The sequence below is a fragment of the Terriglobus sp. 2YAB30_2 genome, from assembly GCF_052114765.1.
Taxonomy (GTDB): Bacteria; Acidobacteriota; Terriglobia; order Terriglobales; family Acidobacteriaceae; genus Terriglobus.
This window is the reverse complement of the sequence record NZ_JBFRFJ010000001.1, coordinates 70,874-89,510: the sequence shown is the minus strand read 5'-3', so window position 1 is coordinate 89,510 and position 18,637 is coordinate 70,874. Positions and strand designations below refer to the sequence as shown.

18 protein-coding genes are annotated in these 18,637 nt (G+C 57.1%); 13 read left to right on the top strand and 5 right to left on the bottom strand.

Features of this window, described 5'->3' with window-relative positions:
* The first annotated feature begins 5 nt into the window (after positions 1–5).
* From AB4Y89_RS00390 to AB4Y89_RS00340, 11 genes are read left to right on the top strand one after another with little or no spacing between them, the layout of a single operon-like run.
* Positions 6–1,106, top strand: a complete 1,101-nt coding sequence (locus AB4Y89_RS00390; RefSeq protein ID WP_442298928.1) for a FecCD family ABC transporter permease — start codon at positions 6–8, stop codon at positions 1,104–1,106.
* Positions 1,103–1,876: an ABC transporter ATP-binding protein gene (locus AB4Y89_RS00385; RefSeq protein ID WP_442298927.1), complete on the top strand. Its 774-nt coding sequence runs from the start codon at positions 1,103–1,105 to the stop codon at positions 1,874–1,876. Before AB4Y89_RS00390 ends, AB4Y89_RS00385 begins: the two co-directional genes overlap by 4 nt.
* Positions 1,873–2,946, top strand: coding sequence for a nicotinate-nucleotide--dimethylbenzimidazole phosphoribosyltransferase (gene cobT / locus AB4Y89_RS00380; RefSeq protein ID WP_442298926.1), 1,074 nt, complete (start codon positions 1,873–1,875; stop codon positions 2,944–2,946). Before AB4Y89_RS00385 ends, cobT begins: the two co-directional genes overlap by 4 nt.
* Complete coding sequence (cobS, locus tag AB4Y89_RS00375; RefSeq protein ID WP_442298925.1) at positions 2,943–3,719, top strand: adenosylcobinamide-GDP ribazoletransferase; 777 nt, start codon at positions 2,943–2,945, stop codon at positions 3,717–3,719. The genes cobT and cobS overlap by 4 nt, the downstream gene beginning before the upstream one ends.
* Complete coding sequence (locus AB4Y89_RS00370) at positions 3,716–4,291, top strand: histidine phosphatase family protein (RefSeq protein ID WP_442298924.1); 576 nt, start codon at positions 3,716–3,718, stop codon at positions 4,289–4,291. The genes cobS and AB4Y89_RS00370 overlap by 4 nt, the downstream gene beginning before the upstream one ends.
* A complete protein-coding gene (locus AB4Y89_RS00365; protein WP_442298923.1) occupies positions 4,288–5,106 on the top strand; it encodes a hypothetical protein in 819 nt (272 codons plus the stop codon). Before AB4Y89_RS00370 ends, AB4Y89_RS00365 begins: the two co-directional genes overlap by 4 nt.
* Complete coding sequence (locus AB4Y89_RS00360; protein WP_442298922.1) at positions 5,103–5,678, top strand: cob(I)yrinic acid a,c-diamide adenosyltransferase; 576 nt, start codon at positions 5,103–5,105, stop codon at positions 5,676–5,678. The genes AB4Y89_RS00365 and AB4Y89_RS00360 overlap by 4 nt, the downstream gene beginning before the upstream one ends.
* Positions 5,660–6,346 carry a 5,6-dimethylbenzimidazole synthase gene (bluB, locus tag AB4Y89_RS00355; RefSeq protein ID WP_442298921.1) on the top strand — a complete coding sequence of 229 codons (687 nt, stop codon included), beginning with the start codon at positions 5,660–5,662 and terminating at the stop codon, positions 6,344–6,346. Before AB4Y89_RS00360 ends, bluB begins: the two co-directional genes overlap by 19 nt.
* On the top strand, positions 6,343–7,920 hold the full coding sequence (locus AB4Y89_RS00350; protein WP_442298920.1) for a cobyric acid synthase: 1,578 nt from the start codon (positions 6,343–6,345) through the stop codon (positions 7,918–7,920). Before bluB ends, AB4Y89_RS00350 begins: the two co-directional genes overlap by 4 nt.
* Positions 7,917–8,897 carry an adenosylcobinamide-phosphate synthase CbiB gene (gene cbiB, locus AB4Y89_RS00345; protein ID WP_442298919.1) on the top strand — a complete coding sequence of 327 codons (981 nt, stop codon included), beginning with the start codon at positions 7,917–7,919 and terminating at the stop codon, positions 8,895–8,897. The genes AB4Y89_RS00350 and cbiB overlap by 4 nt, the downstream gene beginning before the upstream one ends.
* A complete protein-coding gene (locus AB4Y89_RS00340) occupies positions 8,890–9,984 on the top strand; it encodes a pyridoxal phosphate-dependent aminotransferase (RefSeq protein ID WP_442298918.1) in 1,095 nt (364 codons plus the stop codon). The genes cbiB and AB4Y89_RS00340 overlap by 8 nt, the downstream gene beginning before the upstream one ends.
* Before the next feature lie 81 nt (positions 9,985–10,065).
* Here AB4Y89_RS00340 and AB4Y89_RS00335 read toward each other — a convergent pair whose 3' ends face one another.
* From AB4Y89_RS00335 to AB4Y89_RS00315, 5 genes are all read right to left on the bottom strand, one after another.
* Positions 10,066–11,355, bottom strand: a complete 1,290-nt coding sequence (locus AB4Y89_RS00335) for an RNA polymerase sigma factor (RefSeq protein ID WP_442298917.1) — start codon at positions 11,353–11,355, stop codon at positions 10,066–10,068.
* A 20-nt stretch (positions 11,356–11,375) separates the two neighbouring features.
* Positions 11,376–11,504: a hypothetical protein gene (locus AB4Y89_RS00330; RefSeq protein WP_442298916.1), complete on the bottom strand. Its 129-nt coding sequence runs from the start codon at positions 11,502–11,504 to the stop codon at positions 11,376–11,378.
* The gene (locus tag AB4Y89_RS00325) at positions 11,501–12,241 is read right to left on the bottom strand and encodes a YciI family protein (RefSeq protein WP_442298915.1); all 741 of its coding nucleotides are present in this window, start codon (positions 12,239–12,241) and stop codon (positions 11,501–11,503) included. The genes AB4Y89_RS00330 and AB4Y89_RS00325 overlap by 4 nt, the downstream gene beginning before the upstream one ends.
* 153 nt (positions 12,242–12,394) lie before the next feature.
* Entirely contained in the window at positions 12,395–12,820 is a 426-nt protein-coding gene (locus tag AB4Y89_RS00320; RefSeq protein WP_442298914.1) for a DoxX family protein, read from the bottom strand.
* Between the two features lie 345 nt (positions 12,821–13,165).
* Entirely contained in the window at positions 13,166–15,214 is a 2,049-nt protein-coding gene (locus AB4Y89_RS00315) for a hypothetical protein (protein WP_442298913.1), read from the bottom strand.
* Between the two features lie 695 nt (positions 15,215–15,909).
* On the opposite strand from AB4Y89_RS00315, the gene AB4Y89_RS00310 reads away from it, so the two are divergent.
* Together AB4Y89_RS00310 and AB4Y89_RS00305 are read left to right on the top strand one after the other, a co-directional pair.
* A complete protein-coding gene (locus AB4Y89_RS00310; protein WP_442298912.1) occupies positions 15,910–17,019 on the top strand; it encodes an HlyD family secretion protein in 1,110 nt (369 codons plus the stop codon).
* The gene (locus tag AB4Y89_RS00305) at positions 17,019–18,635 is read left to right on the top strand and encodes an MFS transporter (protein WP_442298911.1); all 1,617 of its coding nucleotides are present in this window, start codon (positions 17,019–17,021) and stop codon (positions 18,633–18,635) included. The genes AB4Y89_RS00310 and AB4Y89_RS00305 overlap by 1 nt, the downstream gene beginning before the upstream one ends.
* Positions 18,636–18,637 lie beyond the last annotated feature (2 nt).

Sequence of the window (18,637 nt, the reverse complement as noted above, 5' to 3'; positions counted from 1 at the left end):
ACAAGATGGGAGTGCCCACTGCTGGCATCGTTGCGACCGGACAGGAGCAAGTGGCTCTGCGAGTGCGTGGGCTGTTCGCTTCAATGGGCAACCTCGGTTACCTCGGGGTTGTGGGCTTGCTGCTCCTTGTATTGCAGCTGGCTCTGCTTACCTCTGCTTCGATTGGCGCCGTTCACATCCCAACGCACGATCTAGTCCTTGCAATATTTCGAGGCCGCGGGTTGACGGAGACACAGAGAACCATACTTCTGAGTATTCGCCTTCCGCGCATCCTGGCCTCGGCAATCGTCGGTGGCGCACTCGCGGCTTCGGGACTTATGTTCCAGGGGTTGTTTCGCAACCCTATGGCCGACCCTTATATCATCGGTGCATCCGGAGGCGCCGCCGTCGGAGCGTGTATCGGCATTGTATTTCTGTCGCAACTCACCTTCTTCGGATTCAGTTCCACCGCCCTGTTGGCATTCGTTGGCGCCGTACTCACGATGACGATCGTCTACTCTCTGGCGCGAGCACGTGGGCGCACCAATAGTGTGACCCTACTGCTGGCCGGCTTTGCCGTCGGCACCATGCTGACCAACTCCACATACCTGCTGGAACTCATCGATCCCAACTCATCGTCGGGCGCCAGAATTGTCTCCGCATGGCTTCACGGTACCATCGGTGTTCCGGAATGGAGGCAGCTGGCAATCATCTCCATGCTGTTCTCGGTCGCTCTCATCGCCTGTTATCCCCTCATGCGACGGCTCAATACGCTCGCACTTGGAGATGAGTATGCGCACCAACTGGGCGTAAGAGTCGAAGCCACTCGGATCGCCATCATCTTCACTGGCTCATTGCTGACAGCACTTGCGGTATCTCTGGGAGGCCTCATCAGCTTCGCCGGACTCATCATTCCTCATGTCACCCGCCTCCTTCTCGGGCCAGACAATGTGCGCCTGCTGCCCGTAACCGTCATCAGCGGCGCCATCTTTCTGGTTATTGCCGATACCCTCGCCCGATCGATCCTTGCCCCTTCCGAACTGCCGGTAGGCATACTCATGGTCTTCCTCGGAGGACCCTTCTTCCTCTACCTTCTACGGAAGAGGAAAAAGGAGTACGCACTGTGACTTCACTGCTGCGTTTCGAGAACGTAAGCTTTCGATATCCCGGGCGACAAGTGCTCGAAGATATCTCTTTCTCGGTAAAAAGCGGAACCTGCACTGCATTGATCGGCGCAAATGGAGCCGGCAAGACAACGCTACTACGGCTCAGCTCCGGTCTGCTCGCTGCGACATCAGGCGCGATACTTCTGAACGGACATAAGGTTAATGTATTGTCCCATCGCGATCGGTCACGCCTCGTCGCGCTGGTACCTCAGGAACTCGATGTGCCGTTTGATTTCACCGTTGAACAGATCGTCACACAAGGCAGGACCCCGTATCTCGGCCTGCTTCGAGGACTGCTGGCTGAAGATCGCTCCGCCGTCGAACGTGCACTTGCATGGACAGACACCGCCAGACTCAGAAAACGAATCTTCAACGAGCTTAGCGGAGGCGAACGTCAGCGCGTGAAAATTGCCCTGGGATTGGCCCAGGATGCGCAACTTCTTCTGCTTGACGAGCCAGCACAGAATCTTGACATAGGGCGTCAGGTTGAGCTGATGGAATTGCTCCATCGTCTTCGAGGTAAGGGACTCGCCGTCGTCGCGTCGATACACGATCTGCATCTGGTTCCGGGGAACTTCTCCGAAGTACATCTCCTCGGCCCCGGAAGCTCGTTTATAAGCGGCACCCCCAGCGACATTCTTACTGCACAAAATCTTCAAAAGGCATTCAACTTTGTCTCCGGACGTCACCCGCTACCATTTCATCAATCTGATCCCGTGGAAACCTTATGAGCTTCGAAGCACCCGCCCTGCGCAATCTCGCACAAACGATTGAATCGCCAAGTGAGTCGTGGCGGCAGAAGGCGCTGGCACATCTCGATACCCTCACGAAGCCCCTGGGCAGCCTCGGTCGCCTCGAAGATCTTGCTGCGCAGGCCATCGCGATTCGCCAGCGTGATATTGCGCTGCCGATGAGCAAAGCAGCCTTCGTCTTCGCCGCTGATCATGGGATTACCGCCGAAGGGATCAGCGCCTACCCACGGGAAGTCACCTATCAGATGGTCCTGAACTTCCTCCATGAGGGCGCTGCCATTAATGTCCTGGCGGCGCTTCACCATGCCGATCTCTCCGTCGTCGATGTTGGAGTCGATGCAGACTTTGGGAATATTTCCGGGCTCCTGCACCGCAAGGTGAGTCGGGGTACCCGCAACATACTTCACGAGCCAGCCATGACACAACAGGAGGCCGAGCAGGCGCTCTCAGTCGGGATCCAACTCGCCTCAGACGCAGCCGCTGCGGGAGTTGCAATGATAGCTATTGGCGAGATGGGAATCGGCAATACCACTTCTGCAAGCGCCATCACTTGCGCTTTAACTGGAACGACACCAGAAGAGGCCACTGGCCGTGGAACTGGCATCTCCACCGATGCACATCTTCATAAAGTGGCGGTCATCCGTGCGGTTCTGCAAAAGCATTTCGCCGATGAGACAACAATTACGCCCCTAAGTGTTCTGTCTCGTGTCGGAGGCCTTGAGATCGCGGCGATGACTGGAATGATTCTTGAGGCCGCGCGGGCGCGGCTCATTGTGGCCATCGATGGATTCATCTCAACCGCCGCCGCCGCGCTCGCCGTAGCGATAGCTCCCTCAGCCGCGGGTTATCTCATAGCCGGTCATCAATCACAGGAACCCGGCCACCGGCTCCTACTCAATCACCTGCGGCTGGCGCCAGTCCTGTCCCTCGACATGCGTCTTGGAGAAGGGACGGGCGCAGTTCTTGCGATGCCTGTCATCGAATCCGCAATCGCACTCTACACGCGAATGGCGACATTCTCATCCGCCGGCGTGAGTGGGGCATCATGAGCAAAATTCTTCAACCTCGCCGGGCCGTCTCCGAGTTCCTTGCGGCCCTGCAGTTTCTAACACGTCTGCCCGTCCCCACGCAGCCCTATGAAGCTGATTTGCTCGCGCGATCGGTCAAGTTCTTCCCCGTTGTAGGGATCATCGTCGGTGCAAGCGGCGCACTTTCGCATTATCTCGTTGCGCCACATCTTCCGCGGATGGTAGCTGCTCTCATCACCGTTGTCTTTCTCGTGTGTGTGACCGGAGGCCTGCACGAGGACGGATTCGCTGATGTTGCGGACGCATTTGGCGGCGGCACAAACCGGGAGAAGATCCTCGCTATCCTCCGCGATAGTCGCATTGGCAGCTACGGAGGAATCGCACTCATTGTGAGCCTCGTTGGTCGTACGCTATTGATCGCCACTCTGCAACTGCAGGATGTCTCCAGCTATCTGATTGCGGCGAGTGTGCTGAGCCGGTGGACACCCCTCCCGCTAAGCTTCTTCCTTCCAGCAGCACGCAACGAAGAACCGGCCTCCGCCGGCCAGGGAGCGCGCGTCGCACGACTCACAACAATCAGCTCATTGATCGCGGGAACTATAGTCAGTACTGCTGTTATTGTTTTGTTGCTAAAAAGGCGAGCAATAGCGCCTTTACTGATAAGCATAGCGATCAGCTCGCTTACGGCTACGTATTACAAGCTGCGTATCGGCGGCGTTACCGGCGACTGTTTTGGCGCCACCATTCAGATCACCGAGATTGGCGTTTATCTCTGCGGAGCGTGGACTCTATGAGCGAACTCATCTTTATTCGCCACGCAGAGACCGACATGGCAGGAAGGTTCTGCGGACACACGGACCCTTCCATCAATCAAAGAGGCCAGATCCAGGTTGCGGCTCTCATCGCGCGGCTGGGCCACGGGCTGGAATTCAATGCCATCTACAGCAGCGATCTTCAACGAGCCGTAGATACTGCTGCTTCCATCGCTACGGCCTTCCTCCGGCCGATCCACAAGAACTCCGGTCTGCGGGAGATTCACTTCGGTGACTGGGAAGGTTTGGCATGGAGAGAGATTGAAGAACGCGACCCGATCTATGCCCAGAGCTGGATAAAGCTCTTCCCTTCTTTGCCTGCGCCTAATGGCGAATCGTTTGCCAACTTCGAGGACCGGGTTGTGCGAACCGTCGAACGTATTCGAAACGAAGCATCAGGAAGAAACGCCGTCGTTACTCATGCCGGCGTTATGCGTGTCGTGCTCTGCAGATTTCTTGGCCACACCCAGCAGGAGGCGCACGATATCACTGGGACATATTGCTGCTCATTTGAGCTCCAAGCTGCTGCAACAACAAGCGAGGTGACACGATGACCACAAGACGTGTGAACATTCGCGAGCTCTCCGGCTGGGATCTGGATGACTATGAATACCGCCCACATGTCAGTGACGATAAGCTCCTTCGAGCTCGATCGCGCGTGGCAAAGCGTTTCGCCTTTGTACAGCTCGATGCCGTGTGCGCCTCAGAGTCGGAGCAACTGAAGGATCTTCTTGAGCCCCATGCCTCCCGTACCGACCTCCTTGACGAGATGTCCGGGCTCTCTTGGACCCTAGGTATCGTCGACCTGAGATCGCTCATCGCATTTCAACGCAGGTTGTATTTCCCACAAGGAATCTCCTATCCCCTTCTTCCCGCTCTCGGTGACTGGCCTGCTCTCGTAGCCCTTTCGTTCGGAACGGCAAAGCCGCCCAAGTTTGATAAGACACACGATAGCGCAGGAAATACCCTGGTCCTTCGTTCCGAGAATCCAAATACACATATCCGAATAACAAACGACGCAAACTTTCCGGTCACTGTCCATACAGGAAGCCCTTTTTTCGAGGTCGCCAGCTACGCCGGCCGCTGGTTCCTGCGCGATGGTTATCACCGGGCGTTTTCCCTTCTGAAGGCCGGCATCGACCGTGTGCCCGCCGTTATCGTCAAAGCTGAGACCATCGAACAGCTGGGTGCCAATCAACCATGGTTTTTCCCGGAGAAGACCCTCTTCTCCCAAGCCCCTCCCCTTGTGGCCGACTTTCTTGAAGACGACCTGGTCAGCGAATACGATCGTCCTCGACTCATTAGAACGTTGCGCCTAACCATCGAAGACACACTGGCTCCAGAGTCAGCAACAGGAGAACAAGCATGAGCATCGCAACCAAACGTGGTGACGGAGGACAGACCGGCCTGGCCGGTGGCATCCGCGTCTCTAAAGCAGACCTTCGTGTCGAGGCCTATGGCTCGGTCGACGAGTTGAACTGCGCTCTAGGGTTCGCTCGTAGCATCTGTCAACAAAAGGAGATCGTCGACTGGACCGAAACGATTCAGCGGACGCTCTTCCGCGTAGGCTCAGCGCTGGCGACGCCACCCGACAGCAAAAAGCAACCACCAGTCATCAGCCAGGAAGACGTCGATATGCTCACTGCCTTGGTCAACCAAATTGAAGCAACTGAGGGCATTCTTTCAGACTGGTCGCTCCCTGGCGCACATACAGAATCTGCAGCCTACGAAATTGCCCGCACGGTTTGCCGTCGGGCGGAACGTGCTGCCGTTCGATTCGTCGAGAACGGTGGTGTCATACAACCGACCATCCTCCCGTACCTCAACCGCTTGTCTGATGTGATATGGCTCTTCGGCCGGAGGATCGAAGTGCTTGCCGGTGTTGAATCACGGCTCCGCCCCGAATCAAAGAGCGGCCCCAAATGGTCGAGAGCCTGGTGATGCCGGAAGATCTATCTTTCAGCGACGCCGACCGATCAGCGGTCTATCGAGCCATCGCTCTGCGCAGAGATGTCCGGCGGGGATTCCTCAACGATCCCCTGCCTGAGAAACTACTCGACCGATTGCTTGCGGCAGCTCACCATGCGCCATCGGTTGGATTTATGCAGCCGTCGCGCTTCATCGTGATCCGAAATCGCGCAATACGCCAGACGGTATACGACATATTCAAAGATGCAAACGCGGAGGCACGCGAACGCTACGACGGCGACCGGAAGAAACAATATGATTCCCTGAAGCTGGAGGGCATTCTCGAAGCCCCGCTGAATATCTGCATCGTCTGCGACACGCAGAGCCAACGCGGTCACGGCCTCGGCCGTCTCAGCATGCCTGAGACCGCCGCGTACTCCACCGTTTGCGCGGTGCAAAACCTGTGGCTCGCGGCTCGCGCTGAAGGCGTAGGTGTGGGCTGGGTCAGTATTCTTGACCCGGTCCGTCTGCGGGCCGTGCTTCGTATCCCCGACCACATCCTTCCCGTCGCCTATCTCTGCATTGGCTATGTCGATGAGTTCGGAAGCCAGCCTGAATTACAGCTCTCGGGATGGGAAAAACGTGTCCCAATGGAGACCACCGTCTTCTACGACGCCTATGATGCGGGGGCCCAACCATGAGAGCGCGTTCTATCATGGTGCTGGGAACCAGCTCGCATGTCGGCAAGTCACTGCTTGCCGCGGCGTTGTGTCGCATCTTTGCCCAGGAAGGGTATCGCGTAGCGCCCTTCAAGTCGCAAAACATGTCGCTGAACTCAGCGGTGACGCGCGAAGGACTTGAGATAGGCCGAGCCCAGGCGCTCCAGGCTGAGGCCGCCTGCATCTTGCCGTCGGTCCACATGAATCCCATTCTGCTCAAGCCAACCGGCAATATGACCTCTCAGGTTATTGTTCATGGCAAAATATGGGGCACGCTATCCGCCGCGAACTATCACTTGCGAAGGGTCAGCGAACTGTTTCCACTTGCGTGCGAGAGCTATCAGACACTCGCCTTCGAGAACGATGTCATCGTTCTCGAAGGCGCGGGATCGCCCGCCGAGATCAATCTCAAGTCGCAGGACATCGTAAACATGCGCATGGCTGAGTTTGCAGATGCCTCGTGCATCCTGATCGGAGATATCGATCGTGGCGGCGTCTTTGCATCTCTCCTCGGCACAGTGGAACTGCTTGAGCCTCATGAGCGCTCTCGAATCGCCGGGTTCATCATCAATAAATTTCGCGGCGATATAAAGCTGCTGGAGCCCGGCATTCGCTTGATTGAAGAACGCCTCGGCAAGCCGTGCTTTGGCGTCGTGCCATATATCGCCGACCTCTCGCTCGACGAAGAAGACAGCCTGGGCCTTCCCGCGCTTGATTCTCACTCGGATACTTCGTGGCAATCGCCCGGCACCCCGTCAAGGCCCTTGCGAATCGCAGTGGTAGCTCTTCCGTCATTCTCAAATTTCACTGACTTCGATGCACTTCGTGCAGAGCCGTGTGTGTCCCTGCAATTCTGCAGAACGCCAGACCAACTCGCTGCCGCAGACGTCATCATCATTCCCGGTAGTAAGCAGACCGCCGACGACCTTTACTGGATGCGTTCCCACCATCTTGATAAATCCATATTGAGCCACGCTAAGACTGGCTTGGTGGTCGGAATATGCGGTGGCATGCAGATTCTCGGCACAGAAATCACTGATCCTCACAAGATGGAAAGCTCGTCGACGGTCAACGGCCTCGGGCTCCTCGCAATTCGCACCAGTATGCGGCCTGACAAAATGACTCGTATCAGCTGCGGTCATCTGCTTGCCCCCTCTCTTTTTGGCCAACCGCTCTCTTCCACGGATGTGCGCGGTTATGAGGTTCATCTCGGCGAAACGGAATATCTCGAAGGGGCTTCTCCATTTGCTCGTATATCGGCCGACGGGTGGAACGGCACTTTTCTAGATGGCTGCATCGCAGACGGAGGGAATGCATTTGGAACCTATCTCCACGGTATCTTTGACACCGATAGCTTCCGCCATTCATTTCTCATCGCGGCCCGGCAGTTCTGTCACCTCGCTGCGCCGGAAAGGCTCGAAGACTGGAGGCAGCGGCGTGAGCAATCCCTTGATCGTCTGGCAACCACAGTGCGAAGTGCTGTTGATTTGAAGACAATCTTTGCGTTTGCCGGCATCACCTGCAACGAAGAGCTGCAGGCAAAGGAGGATCGTTGAATCGCCCGATCCTCCTCGCCCTAACTTATCTGGCTGACCAGCTTGCCGGAGACCCCGAGTGGTTGCCACATCCCGTCAGGATAATCGGCTCTTCTATCTCCTACGGAGAGGCAAAGCTGCGCTATCCCAAGCAATCAGCAGGTTCCAAGCTTGTCACCGGTGCGGCGCTTACTTTGGCCGTCGTTGGATCGACTTACTGGATTGCCGCCGCCCTTCCTCGCATAGCCCGTCGACGTTCAAGACGACTGGGCAACGCTGTGGAATTACTTCTGGGCTGGACCTGCCTTGCCGCGCGCAATCTCGAGCAAGAGGCGAAAGCAGTAACGCGAGCGCTCGATGCAGACGACCTCCCACTCGCACGCATGCGGCTATCCAGAATCGTCGGCCGCGACACCGAACATCTGAGCGCGGAGGAGATCAGCCGCGCCGTCATTGAAACGGTTGCAGAGAGCGCATCGGATGGGATTATTGCACCGCTGTTTTACATGGCCGTCGGAGGTGTGCCGCTGGCTATGGCCTACAAAGCCATCAACACGCTCGACTCAATGATCGGTCATTCCGATGACCGCTACTTCTTCTTCGGTAAGTTTGCGGCGCGATTCGACGACGTTGCAAACTTCCTCCCCTCAAGATTCTGCGCCCTTAGCATTGTTGGCGCGACGCCTTTCGTGAAAGGTTCGGATGCGCTCTCAGCATGGAGCATCTGGCAACGCGATGGGGCAAAACACAAGAGTCCAAATGCGGGCCAACCTGAAAGCGCCATGGCCGGAGCACTACATGTCGCACTCGGCGGCGATAACACTTATTCGGGCGAAGTGATTCGGGGGCAACGCATTGGTGGTGAGTTCTCCTCTCCTGATTCACAAAAAGCAGCACAGGCCATGCGGCTCATATCAGTTGCAACTGTCATCGGCCTTGGCTTGGGGATATTCATCACTGCACTTCGAACGCCTGGGAGAGACAAGTCAAATGTCTAATTCAGAGAGTTACCCTCGTCATGGAGGTCAGCTCAGGTTTATTTCGAACAAGTTTGGCATCCCCGTATCTCGCCTTGTCGACTTCAGCGCAAATATCAATCCAGACGGCCCGCCAGTAGCAGTCTTATCCGCTTTACGAGCGAGCCTCGAAGAGATCGAGACCATCACGGCATATCCAGACTTGGACTCGATTGAGCTCAAGAATGCCATCGCGAAATATTCGCAAGTTTCACCCCATAACATCATCGTAGCGAATGGCTTCGTACCACTTCTGGAAGCCGTTCTGCGCGCCCTTCCAATCCATCGTTGCTTGCTTGTTGTACCTGCGTTTGTGGAATACAGGAAAACGCTCGAACGTGCGGGCGTCGAGATTGCAATAGAAGTTGCGGGCGCTGAGACGTCTTTCGAATACGACATAGACAATATGCTCGATCAAAGCTGCGACGCCATCCTCATGGCGAATCCTCAAAACCCATCAGGTATTTGCCAGCACCCCAAATTTCTCCCAAAGCTCATCGAGGCAGCCGCCAAGAAAAACATTTATATCCTGCTCGACGAGGCGTTCATCGACTATGTACCCGAGCTCTCCCTTTCGACAACGGCTCAACAATCGGCGAATCTCATCGTCTTCCGCTCGGTGACAAAGTTCTACGGAATTCCCGGGCTGCGCGTGGCTTATTCAATCGCAACCCCATCGCTAGCGGCGGTAATTAGCGCGGCTCTCCCACCCTGGCCGGTCACAACGCTCGCTTCTCGAGCGGTCGTCACAGCCCTTGGCGACCAACCTTATGCACTACGTACTCGATCGAACAATCTGGCAAGAAGGACAGCGCTCGAACGCAACCTGAGGCTTCTGCCACTTACCATTTACCCAGCGGCAGCAAACTTCCTCCTCTTTCGAGTTCCGCCTGGGATCGACCCTCTTAGATTTTGGCAGCACATGATTACCGAACACGGAGTCGTACTACGCTCCTGCGCCGACTACGAAGGCTTACCCGAGGGGCACTTCCGCGCAGCGGTCAAAACCCCGAAAGAGAATAACGAACTGGAAGAAGCAATTGAAAGCGCCTTAGCAGCATTGGCATAACGAAGCCTCGAATGAAGGACGGCGAAATCGACAGCCTCGGATTTTTGATTGAAACTAGCTCTCTAGGAGCGGAGAATGCCTTTATTTCGTTACCGCGTCATTGCCGAATTGGAGTTTTTGTGCGCATATGCGAGCCCGCTCCAAGAGTAGTTCCCGCTCGCGAGTGTTGCGGGTGAGAGTCGCAGCGGACTCGAATTCCACGCAGGCCTCTTTGTGGCGGCCCAATCTGCTCAGAAGATCTCCCCGAACACTCGAAAAAAGATGATATCTACTCAGAGAAGGCTCACCGGCAAGCGCATTGACCAGGCCGAGACCAACCTCTGGACCAAAGGCCATTCCAAGTGCGACAGCACGATTCAAGTCCACCACGGGTGATGGCGCGGTTCGGGACAACGCACCATACAGAGTGACGATGCGCATCCAATCAGTCTCTTCCGGTGTACGGGCTCGGATGTGGCAGGCAGCGATCGCCGCCTGCAAAGCATATGGTCCTTGCTCGGCGCTGAGAGCTTCAGAGCGATCAAGTGCGGCAAGGCCGCGATGGATCAGAAGCTGGTCCCACAAGGCTCGATTCTGATCGAAAAGTAGAATCGGTTCGCCTGATACCCCTGTTCGGGCACTCGACCTTGATGCTTGGATCTCCATAAGAGCGACCAAGCCATGCACCTCGGCTTCCATCGGGATGATCTCGGCAAGGATACGGCCGAGACGGAGGGCTTCCTCGCAGAGCGCCGGTCGCAACCAGTCGTCACCAGCGGTTGCCGAATAGCCTTCGTTGAAGATGAAGTAGACCACATCGAGCACCGAAGAGAGGCGGAAACAAAGTTCTGCTCCGCGCGGAACTTCAAATGGAACGTGGGCGTCGGCGAGCGTTCTTTTGGCGCGGACGATTCGCTGAGCGACAGTGGCTTCTGAAACCAGAAATGCCCTGGCAATTTCTGTGGTGGTCAAACCCCCAAGTAAACGAAGAGTCAATGCGACACGGGCCTCCGTGGTGAGAACAGGGTGGCAGGAGATGAACACCAGGCGCAAAAGGTCGTCACCGATATCGTCATCTAGCGCCGTGTCGTAGTCCGGCACCAGCAACTCCCTTTCCTCCAGTTCGCGACCGAGTTCGGCTTGCCTTTCGCCTAAGCGTTTATTTCTCCGCAGGAGGTCGATCGCCCGATACTTTGCCGCCGCCATGAGCCACGCTCCAGGATTATCGGGGATACCGGAATCCGGCCACTGTTGGAGAGCACTGACAAGAGCATCCTGTGCGAGTTCCTCAGCCAGACCAACATCACTCACGATCCGCGTGATGCCCGCGATAATCCTGGCTGACTCAATTCGCCAGATCGCGTCGACCGTTCGATGTGTATGGGTGGTCATTTCGACTACCGATGACACTATCACCCCGCGCGTGCAGCCTGCTTTTCAGCGACGGCCTCAGTCGACCGGCCTTTGGTCTCGAAGACAAACTCGGCGGTGTTATGGCCTTCGAATGGTTTGATGAACCAGCCGTTTTGAGATTGCCTCAAAGCAGGCTCGAGACTTCCGAGAGGGGACAAATGTCGAGGCCGAGATTCCCTTCGACCTTTCCATCGCGCAGGACCTTGACGAAGCGAGAACCCCATTCGATTGCTTCCTCTCGTGAGCGGACCTGAAGCATACAGAACCCGCCGACGATTTCCTTGGACTCTGTGTAAGGTCCATCCGACACGCTAATTTTGCCTTCTCTGAATTGCAGGCGTGCACCCTTCGAACTTGGCCGAATTGATTCGGCCAACATAAGTATCCCCGCTTCTATCATGTCTTGAGTCCATTTCCTGATCGTCTCGGAACCAAAGTCAGGATCGCTCTCGTGAGCTTTGTCCAGCTTGTACATCATCATGAACCGTGTCATTTGTCCCTCCGGTTTTGGGCAGAGACCCAGGTCCCATGGCTCCTTGACTAAGCCGATATCAACTTCATCAACCGTTCCAGCCAGGCGCGAGGCCCATTGGATCGCCTGCTCCATGGATTCGAGCCGGACGATAGCGAAGCCGGCGATAAAACCATTCCCACCGGGAAAAGGTCCGCGAGTCAAAGTGGGCTTCCCTTCAGAAAATGCGAGGCGCACGCCCATCGAACTCGGCTGAAGTCCTTCGGCAGCAAGCAACGCACCGGATCTACCCATCTCCTCCATCAGCTTGCCCATGTTGCCTATCAGTTCAAGGGTGGGTGGGATGCCAGCTTCTGATTTCTCGTCTGCTTTGTGGATCAAAATGATTCGCATTGTTAAAGCTCCTTATCCATTCGCTCGCGGTTTGGTTGCAGGGCAATCTCAGCCCGACCAGGCGACCAAGCTTCCATAAACGTCAAAGAGTCTGCCTGACCAGATCGACGCGACTGTGCCCCATCTCTCGGTTGTCAGTTGTTCATTTGCTGGCTAGCTCCTCAGAGGAAAGAGCTTCAGCAGGCGGTCATCTCGCAAAAGAAGTCCTGACCACATCAGAACCCCAAAGATCGCGGGGAATAGTGTTTCAAAGAGCGGATCGTTTACGCGCACATTCGCCGAGACGGCGCCTCCGAGGTACGCGGTCAATAGTACCGCTCCAAAAATTGAGGTACGGGGGATGGCGTAAATCACGGTGCAGACCAACAAAAGGATGGCGATACCGGGAGCGAGGCTCGCGGAATACCCGAGCCGAGCGAAAGCCTCCAGGACGGGAGAAATTTTCAACAGTTTGCCTGCGGCGTCGAATAGCAAAAACAGGATGGCGATGACGGTGATAACGCGTCCGGCCCAGAGCCTTTTCCTTGAGAAATGGGGGGCTGGGGCGCTCGATTGCGCGGATTCGATTGCTGACTGCATGAGGTTCTCTCCGGTTGTGGCTTATGAGGGGAAAGAGATCAATGGACAAACCAAAATCCCGCTCTATATATGCGTCGAACGGATTCTTCCAAAATCGACATGCCCGGAGTTTTAAAGCAGATTTTTTCTCCTTGACTCTTCGAAGTGGAGCGTAATTTCCCAATTAGCTTTGATATCGGAGGCATCAAGCACTACCGCATGGGCTACGGTTAACGGGTTCTCAGTGTTCGACGGCAGCCTAAATGTTGTAGACCGGAAGGGCTTGCTGGCGAACGAGCATAAATCCTGCTTCGACTCTTACCGCCAGCACTTAGTTCCTCAAAACGCATCGCCAAATTTCTGGCGTTAGGGTTTGACACCCGGCTCGGTGGTCTGGCCCGGTACCGTCGCGCGGATGCTGCCAGGTCTCCAGCCGCGAGCAATAGTCAGATCCTGAGCCACTTTGGCAGTCATTGCGGTAATGTTCACGTATCCCGCGCGTCCGTATAACGCGGGCACATACTGCCCATCGCGCACAGTTGCATAGTGCTTCCAGGCATCAAGCGCGCTGTCGAGGTGGCGGATCGCGGAGGCCTGCTGGCTGGCATCACTGGTCAGGTCATATAGCCCAAGGTCGCTTGCCGCGTGAATCTTTTCTGCGTAATAGTGTGCCAGCCATGCCAACGATTCGCAGTCTACGAGGGTCTTGCGAAACTCCACGGCATTGGCACCCGGAGTCTGCATCCGCAACGCCGCGACCGACTGCAGGGTGGCTCGCGACTCCTCCTCAAGGGCATCCGCTATCTGCAACGGGGTAGTCTTCGTCATTGGCCGCTTCTCGAGCACATTCGTGCGCCACTGGCGGATGTTCAGCACGTTCGCGCCCGGCATCGACTCACCCTCGGCAAAGTCGAGGACGGTGTAGTAGTTCTTGTCCGCGGGCCTCTTCGACGAAGACTCAGGGAACCACTTGATATCGATGTCGCCCCAGAAGAATCGGGTGATCAGCGGCATGGTCTGCGACGCAGACTGGAGCGCGCGATAGAGCCCAAACGCGCTCACACCGGGAAAACGGGCCGCCAGCACCTCCTGAAAGTGCGTGTCCGGGATCGTGGGGTCGTAGCTCAATCTGCCCATCAGCATGAAGCTGTACCACTGCTTCTGAATGACCAGTTCATGCGGACCCGGACCGGGATCACGGTCCAGGAACTCGCGCCCCAGACAGTATCCGTCCGCGCCCATCATGTAGCCGCCGGAGACCTCGGCGGGCGGCATATTGTCCACATAGTCCCGCAGGTAGTCCGGATCGCCGAAGCGGAACGAATAGATGTCATCGTTGCGGACCTCCAGCCACATCTTTTTCCCAGGAGGAAGAACGTCCAGCGCCTCCTGGATCATGGGCGGGTTGGCGATCGAATACATGTGCGCGACGGAGTATTTGTAGCTGAAGTCGACGGGACCGGAAAAGTCCTTCCAGCGCTGCATGATCTGACTGAGGCTGGTCTGATGAAAGCGATGGATGATGTGGAACTTGCGATGTGGCTCCTGGCGCAGCGCATTCCGCGCTCCCTCGCCGTAGGTGGCCCAGACCCAGTCTTCCTTCGCGTCATCCGTGGCTCCGGGCATGTTTTCACCCGAGGTGATCCCCATGCCGTCCAGCAGCGGATAGGTCTTAATGAGCTCGCGGACCGAGTCGCGCGTATAGGCGACGGTTGTGGCATTGGACATCGCATCCGTGATGTTGTATTTTCCGGTTGCTCCGTGGGTGAAGACATTCCACGTGAAGATGTAGACTGCGATACCTCGATCGTGCGCGTACTCCATCACTTCCCGCCAGAAGGCAATCTTCTGATCCATCGTCATCTTCTTCACGACGGCATGATCGGTATACGCTCCGTTTGCGTCGGTCTTTCCCTGCCACACGTCATCGAGCGCGACGTCGGGAAACTCCGGCACCTTGACCATCGATGGAAACGGATGTTCGCTCCACAGCGAGAGCAGGTTGTAGCGGTCGCGGGCCATCTCATCGATAAAGTCGTGCCAAAAGTCCATCGACCACATCTCGGGGATATTGCTCTGCGATGCCGTGGTTCTGTCGGAGTAGGTGGGGGTCCTCCAGTCCAGGGGCAGGTTGAACTTGATGCCGCGGTCGAGAACATGCGGTGTGTGAAGACGATGGTCGGAGACGAGTTCTTTCAGCGTGCCCAGGCGCAACGCCTCGGCGATATCCAGGCCACCATACATGGCGCCCGACGCATCGCCCGACGTTACGACGACCGTGCCATCTGAAACCCTGCTGAACCGGTAGGCCTGCGCCCCGAGCGAGCGGTCGGTCTTGAAAGTCACGCGAGGCTCGGCAACGGCTGCGGCCTTCGCTGCTGCGCCGATCTCCCGCGTCGCAAACTCCGTGGGCATAGCATGGGCAACCCTGGCACCAACCGCGGTTGCCGCGAACAATATGTACGAAAGCACATGGATCTTCATTGATCACCACCAGGTTTCCGGTTGCACCAACATAATAGCCAACTATTTCGCAGTATTCATGTGCTCAATGTTCATAACACTGTCCTCTTCCGCTATGGATGCATTGGTAGTCGGGAAGCCGTGGATTGCGAGCGCGGATCCCTTTGTGGTGCCAATACTGTTGGGAATTCCGCAACGAGCGTCAGCCTCCGACCATGGCTTCAACGTAACGCTTCAAGGTCGAAAGGTGAATATCGGCGCGGCTCTCTGAGCGGGAGATCTGCTCCTGCTTTACCCCAAGCTCTTTGGCAAGTTCCCCAATCAAGCTCGCCCGTTTTGCCGATATCCCAAGTAAATCAAGGTCTACGGACGTCCCCGCCTTCGGAGCAAGGGTGGCATTTATCAGAAACACAGCGGAGGATGGTAAGCTTCCCGTTATCTTTGGAAGGCGAAAGAATCTACTCAGGAACGACAGGGCTAGGATTTCCTGAATGCAGGAAGAAACTCACCCTTTTGGGGTGATGGTTCTATTGGTTCCTCCTGCCATATCATTGCGGTACATTTTGATCGCGTCCGTTCCTCCCTTTCAGAGACATGCGGACACGCTGCCATACCGCAAAGCTGATTCTTGTTTCCAGGAGGTTCTCGTGCTTCGGAAATTTGGTGTACCAGCTCTTGTTCTCGCCATCGCAGCTGCATTGGCCCTAATGATCCAGGGGTGCTGGAGCGCCTGGGGTGCAAACCGCTCTGAACAGTCGACCGACGATGCCTACGTACGCACCGATGTCACCCCCCTAAGCACGCGCGTCAGCGGAACGGTGAAATCCGTCATGGTCGAGGACTATGCCACAGTCACGCCGGGCCAGGTGCTGGTGCAACTGCAGGACGAGGACTACCGCGCTGCCCTGGCGCAGGCTCAAGCCGCACTTGCAGCATCCGAGGCATCGTTGACCGCCAACGAGGATGCCAAGCGCGTGCAGGAAGAACAGATTCGCGGGGCGGCGACACAGATCACTGCTGCCCAGGCGGCAATCTCCGCAGCCGATGCCGGAATCGCCGCCGCCAAACCCGATGTAGAACATGCCAACAGTGAACGTGCACGCCAGGAAGCCCTTCTGGCCGCTCGTGCGTCTACCCGCCAGCGTGTGGAGTCTGTAGTCGCCGATGCAGAGAAGGCACAGGCGCTTCTTGCCAGCCGCCAGGCGGATCGCGCTCGCGCTGACGCTGCCGAGAAAAGCGCCGAAGCCGCACTCGCCGGACAGCAGCGCGTGCTGGCCTCACTCCATACCAAGGATGACGTGCTGCGCGCCGACATCGCGGCCAGGAAGGCGGCCATTCAGGTCGCCGAGGTGAATCTCAACTACACCACGATCCGCGCGCCTCTCGCGGGTACCGTGGGCGAACGCAAGACACATCCCGGCCAGCTTGTCGCGGCCGGCGCGGAGTTGATCTCGCTGGTGCAAAGCAATCCCTGGATTCAGGCCAACTTCAAAGAGACCCAGCTCGCTCACATGAAAGCCGGTAATCCGGTCGAAGTCCACGTTGATGCTCTGCCTGATGTAGTGCTAAAAGGCCGTGTCGCACAGGTTGCTCCCGCCAGTGGATCGCAGTTCGCCCTGCTGCCGCCGGACAACGCCACCGGCAACTTCACCCGTGTCGTGCAGCGCGTTCCGGTCAAAATCCAGCTTGATCCGTCAGACCAGATCGAACGTCTGCGGCCCGGCTTCTCGGCAACCGTAACTGTCAAGGTGAAGTGATGCCCGAGGAAACCGCACAATCCGCCAGCGGAGAACCTGTCCACGCAACACATCCGATGATCGGCATCGTAGCCGTTCTGCTGGGCGCCATGATCGCCACGGCACAGGGACGTCTGATCTCCGTCGGACTACCTGACTTGCGTGGAGCCACCGGCCTCGGCGCAGACGAAGCTTCGTGGCTGGGCACTGTCTATAACGCGGCGACCATGTTCATCGGTCCCTTTTCTGTCTATCTCGGCGGTCTGCTGGGTCCGCGCCGTGTCTTGATGGCCTGCGGCTTTGCCTACACTCTGATCGCGTTCCTTCTACCGCTCTCCGGCGGCCTTTCCCTCATGCTGGTGCTGCTGGCGCTCGCCGGGCTTACCGCAGGGACCTTCTATCCACTCACGCTCTCATTCATCCTTCGCAACCTGCCGATGCGCTATGTGGTCTTCGGCATCATGGTCTATTGTCTGGATGTCGTCTTCACCACTCACGTCGCGCACTCGACGGAAGCTCTTCTGGTAGACCACCTCTCATGGCGCTGGATCTTCTGGATGGGCGCCGTAGCCACACCGGTAATGCTGCTCTGCGTCCACTTCGGCATTGCGCCACAACCGTTGCCGCAGCCCAAGCCTGGACAGCCCCGGCCGAGCTGGCGCGGTTTTCTCTATTTCAGCCTGGGTGCCGCGCTAATCTATGCGGCGCTCGACCAGGGCCAGAGAGTGGACTGGTGGAACTCGCGCACCTTCATCGCATTGATTGCTTCCGGCGCCTTCCTTTGCCTGGCATCGCTGACGCGCCGTTTGCTGCAACCGAATCCGCTTGTCAATCTCAGCTTCCTGGCGCGGCGCAATGTCGTCTCTCTTGCGATCCTCCTTGCTGCCTTCCGCTTTCTTCTGCTGAGCACCGTTGTTCTGCTTCCCAGTTTCCTCGCCAGCGTACATGGATATCGCCCGGAAGAGACCGGCCCCGTGCTTCTCTGGATCGCACTCCCCCAGGTGCTCGCAGGCATCGTTGCCATCTGGCTGCTCGGACGCATCGACTCGCGGCTGGTGCTGGGCACCGGTTTTGCTGTGATTGCCGTTGGCTGCTTTCTCAATGCAAAGCTTGATCCGCAATGGGCCGGTTCCAGCTTCTGGCCCTCACAGCTTGTGCTCGCGTTGGGACAAGGGCTGGCGCTCAACGGTCTGGTCGGCAGCATTATCCTCGAAGTCGTCAATTCCGGCGCTGTCCAGCAGCCCATCAATGCGCTCACCTTCTCCGGCTTCTTCCAGACCGTACGCCTGCTGGGAGGAGAGATAGGCGTCGCCTTCATGCAGCACTGGATCTCGGTGCGTGAGCAGACGCATTCCAACCTGCTCGGTCTGCATGTGCAATTGGCCGATCCTGCAACGCAACATCGTCTGCGCTTACTACAAGGCGGGATGACACCGCATTCGACTGGCGCCTCTGAAGCTGCGGCTCGCGCCGGTGCGCTGCTCTCGTTACAAGTGCGCCAGCAGGCTTTCACGCTCAGTATTGCAGATTGCTTTCTCACGATTGCATGGGCAGCGGTCGCCTCGCTCTGCGTCCTGGCCTGCGTCGGAGTAATGAAGATCGGATTCCGCGAAGCAAAAGCCGCCAACCCGTCGTAAGG

What these genes read in the sequence shown, in the direction of transcription:
- AB4Y89_RS00390 (WP_442298928.1), top strand. Translation starts at nt 6, where the DNA reads ATGGGAGTGCCCACTGCTGGCATCGTTGCGACCGGACAGGAGCAAGTG.
- bluB (WP_442298921.1), top strand. Translation starts at nt 5,660, where the DNA reads ATGGTCGAGAGCCTGGTGATGCCGGAAGATCTATCTTTCAGCGACGCC.
- AB4Y89_RS00315 (WP_442298913.1), bottom strand. Translation starts at nt 15,214, where the DNA reads ATGCCCACGGAGTTTGCGACGCGGGAGATCGGCGCAGCAGCGAAGGCC.
- cobT (WP_442298926.1), top strand. Translation starts at nt 1,873, where the DNA reads ATGAGCTTCGAAGCACCCGCCCTGCGCAATCTCGCACAAACGATTGAA.
- AB4Y89_RS00365 (WP_442298923.1), top strand. Translation starts at nt 4,288, where the DNA reads ATGACCACAAGACGTGTGAACATTCGCGAGCTCTCCGGCTGGGATCTG.
- AB4Y89_RS00325 (WP_442298915.1), bottom strand. Translation starts at nt 12,241, where the DNA reads ATGCGAATCATTTTGATCCACAAAGCAGACGAGAAATCAGAAGCTGGC.
- AB4Y89_RS00305 (WP_442298911.1), top strand. Translation starts at nt 17,019, where the DNA reads ATGCCCGAGGAAACCGCACAATCCGCCAGCGGAGAACCTGTCCACGCA.
- AB4Y89_RS00350 (WP_442298920.1), top strand. Translation starts at nt 6,343, where the DNA reads ATGAGAGCGCGTTCTATCATGGTGCTGGGAACCAGCTCGCATGTCGGC.
- AB4Y89_RS00370 (WP_442298924.1), top strand. Translation starts at nt 3,716, where the DNA reads ATGAGCGAACTCATCTTTATTCGCCACGCAGAGACCGACATGGCAGGA.
- cobS (WP_442298925.1), top strand. Translation starts at nt 2,943, where the DNA reads ATGAGCAAAATTCTTCAACCTCGCCGGGCCGTCTCCGAGTTCCTTGCG.
- AB4Y89_RS00360 (WP_442298922.1), top strand. Translation starts at nt 5,103, where the DNA reads ATGAGCATCGCAACCAAACGTGGTGACGGAGGACAGACCGGCCTGGCC.
- AB4Y89_RS00335 (WP_442298917.1), bottom strand. Translation starts at nt 11,355, where the DNA reads ATGACCACCCATACACATCGAACGGTCGACGCGATCTGGCGAATTGAG.
- AB4Y89_RS00340 (WP_442298918.1), top strand. Translation starts at nt 8,890, where the DNA reads ATGTCTAATTCAGAGAGTTACCCTCGTCATGGAGGTCAGCTCAGGTTT.
- AB4Y89_RS00320 (WP_442298914.1), bottom strand. Translation starts at nt 12,820, where the DNA reads ATGCAGTCAGCAATCGAATCCGCGCAATCGAGCGCCCCAGCCCCCCAT.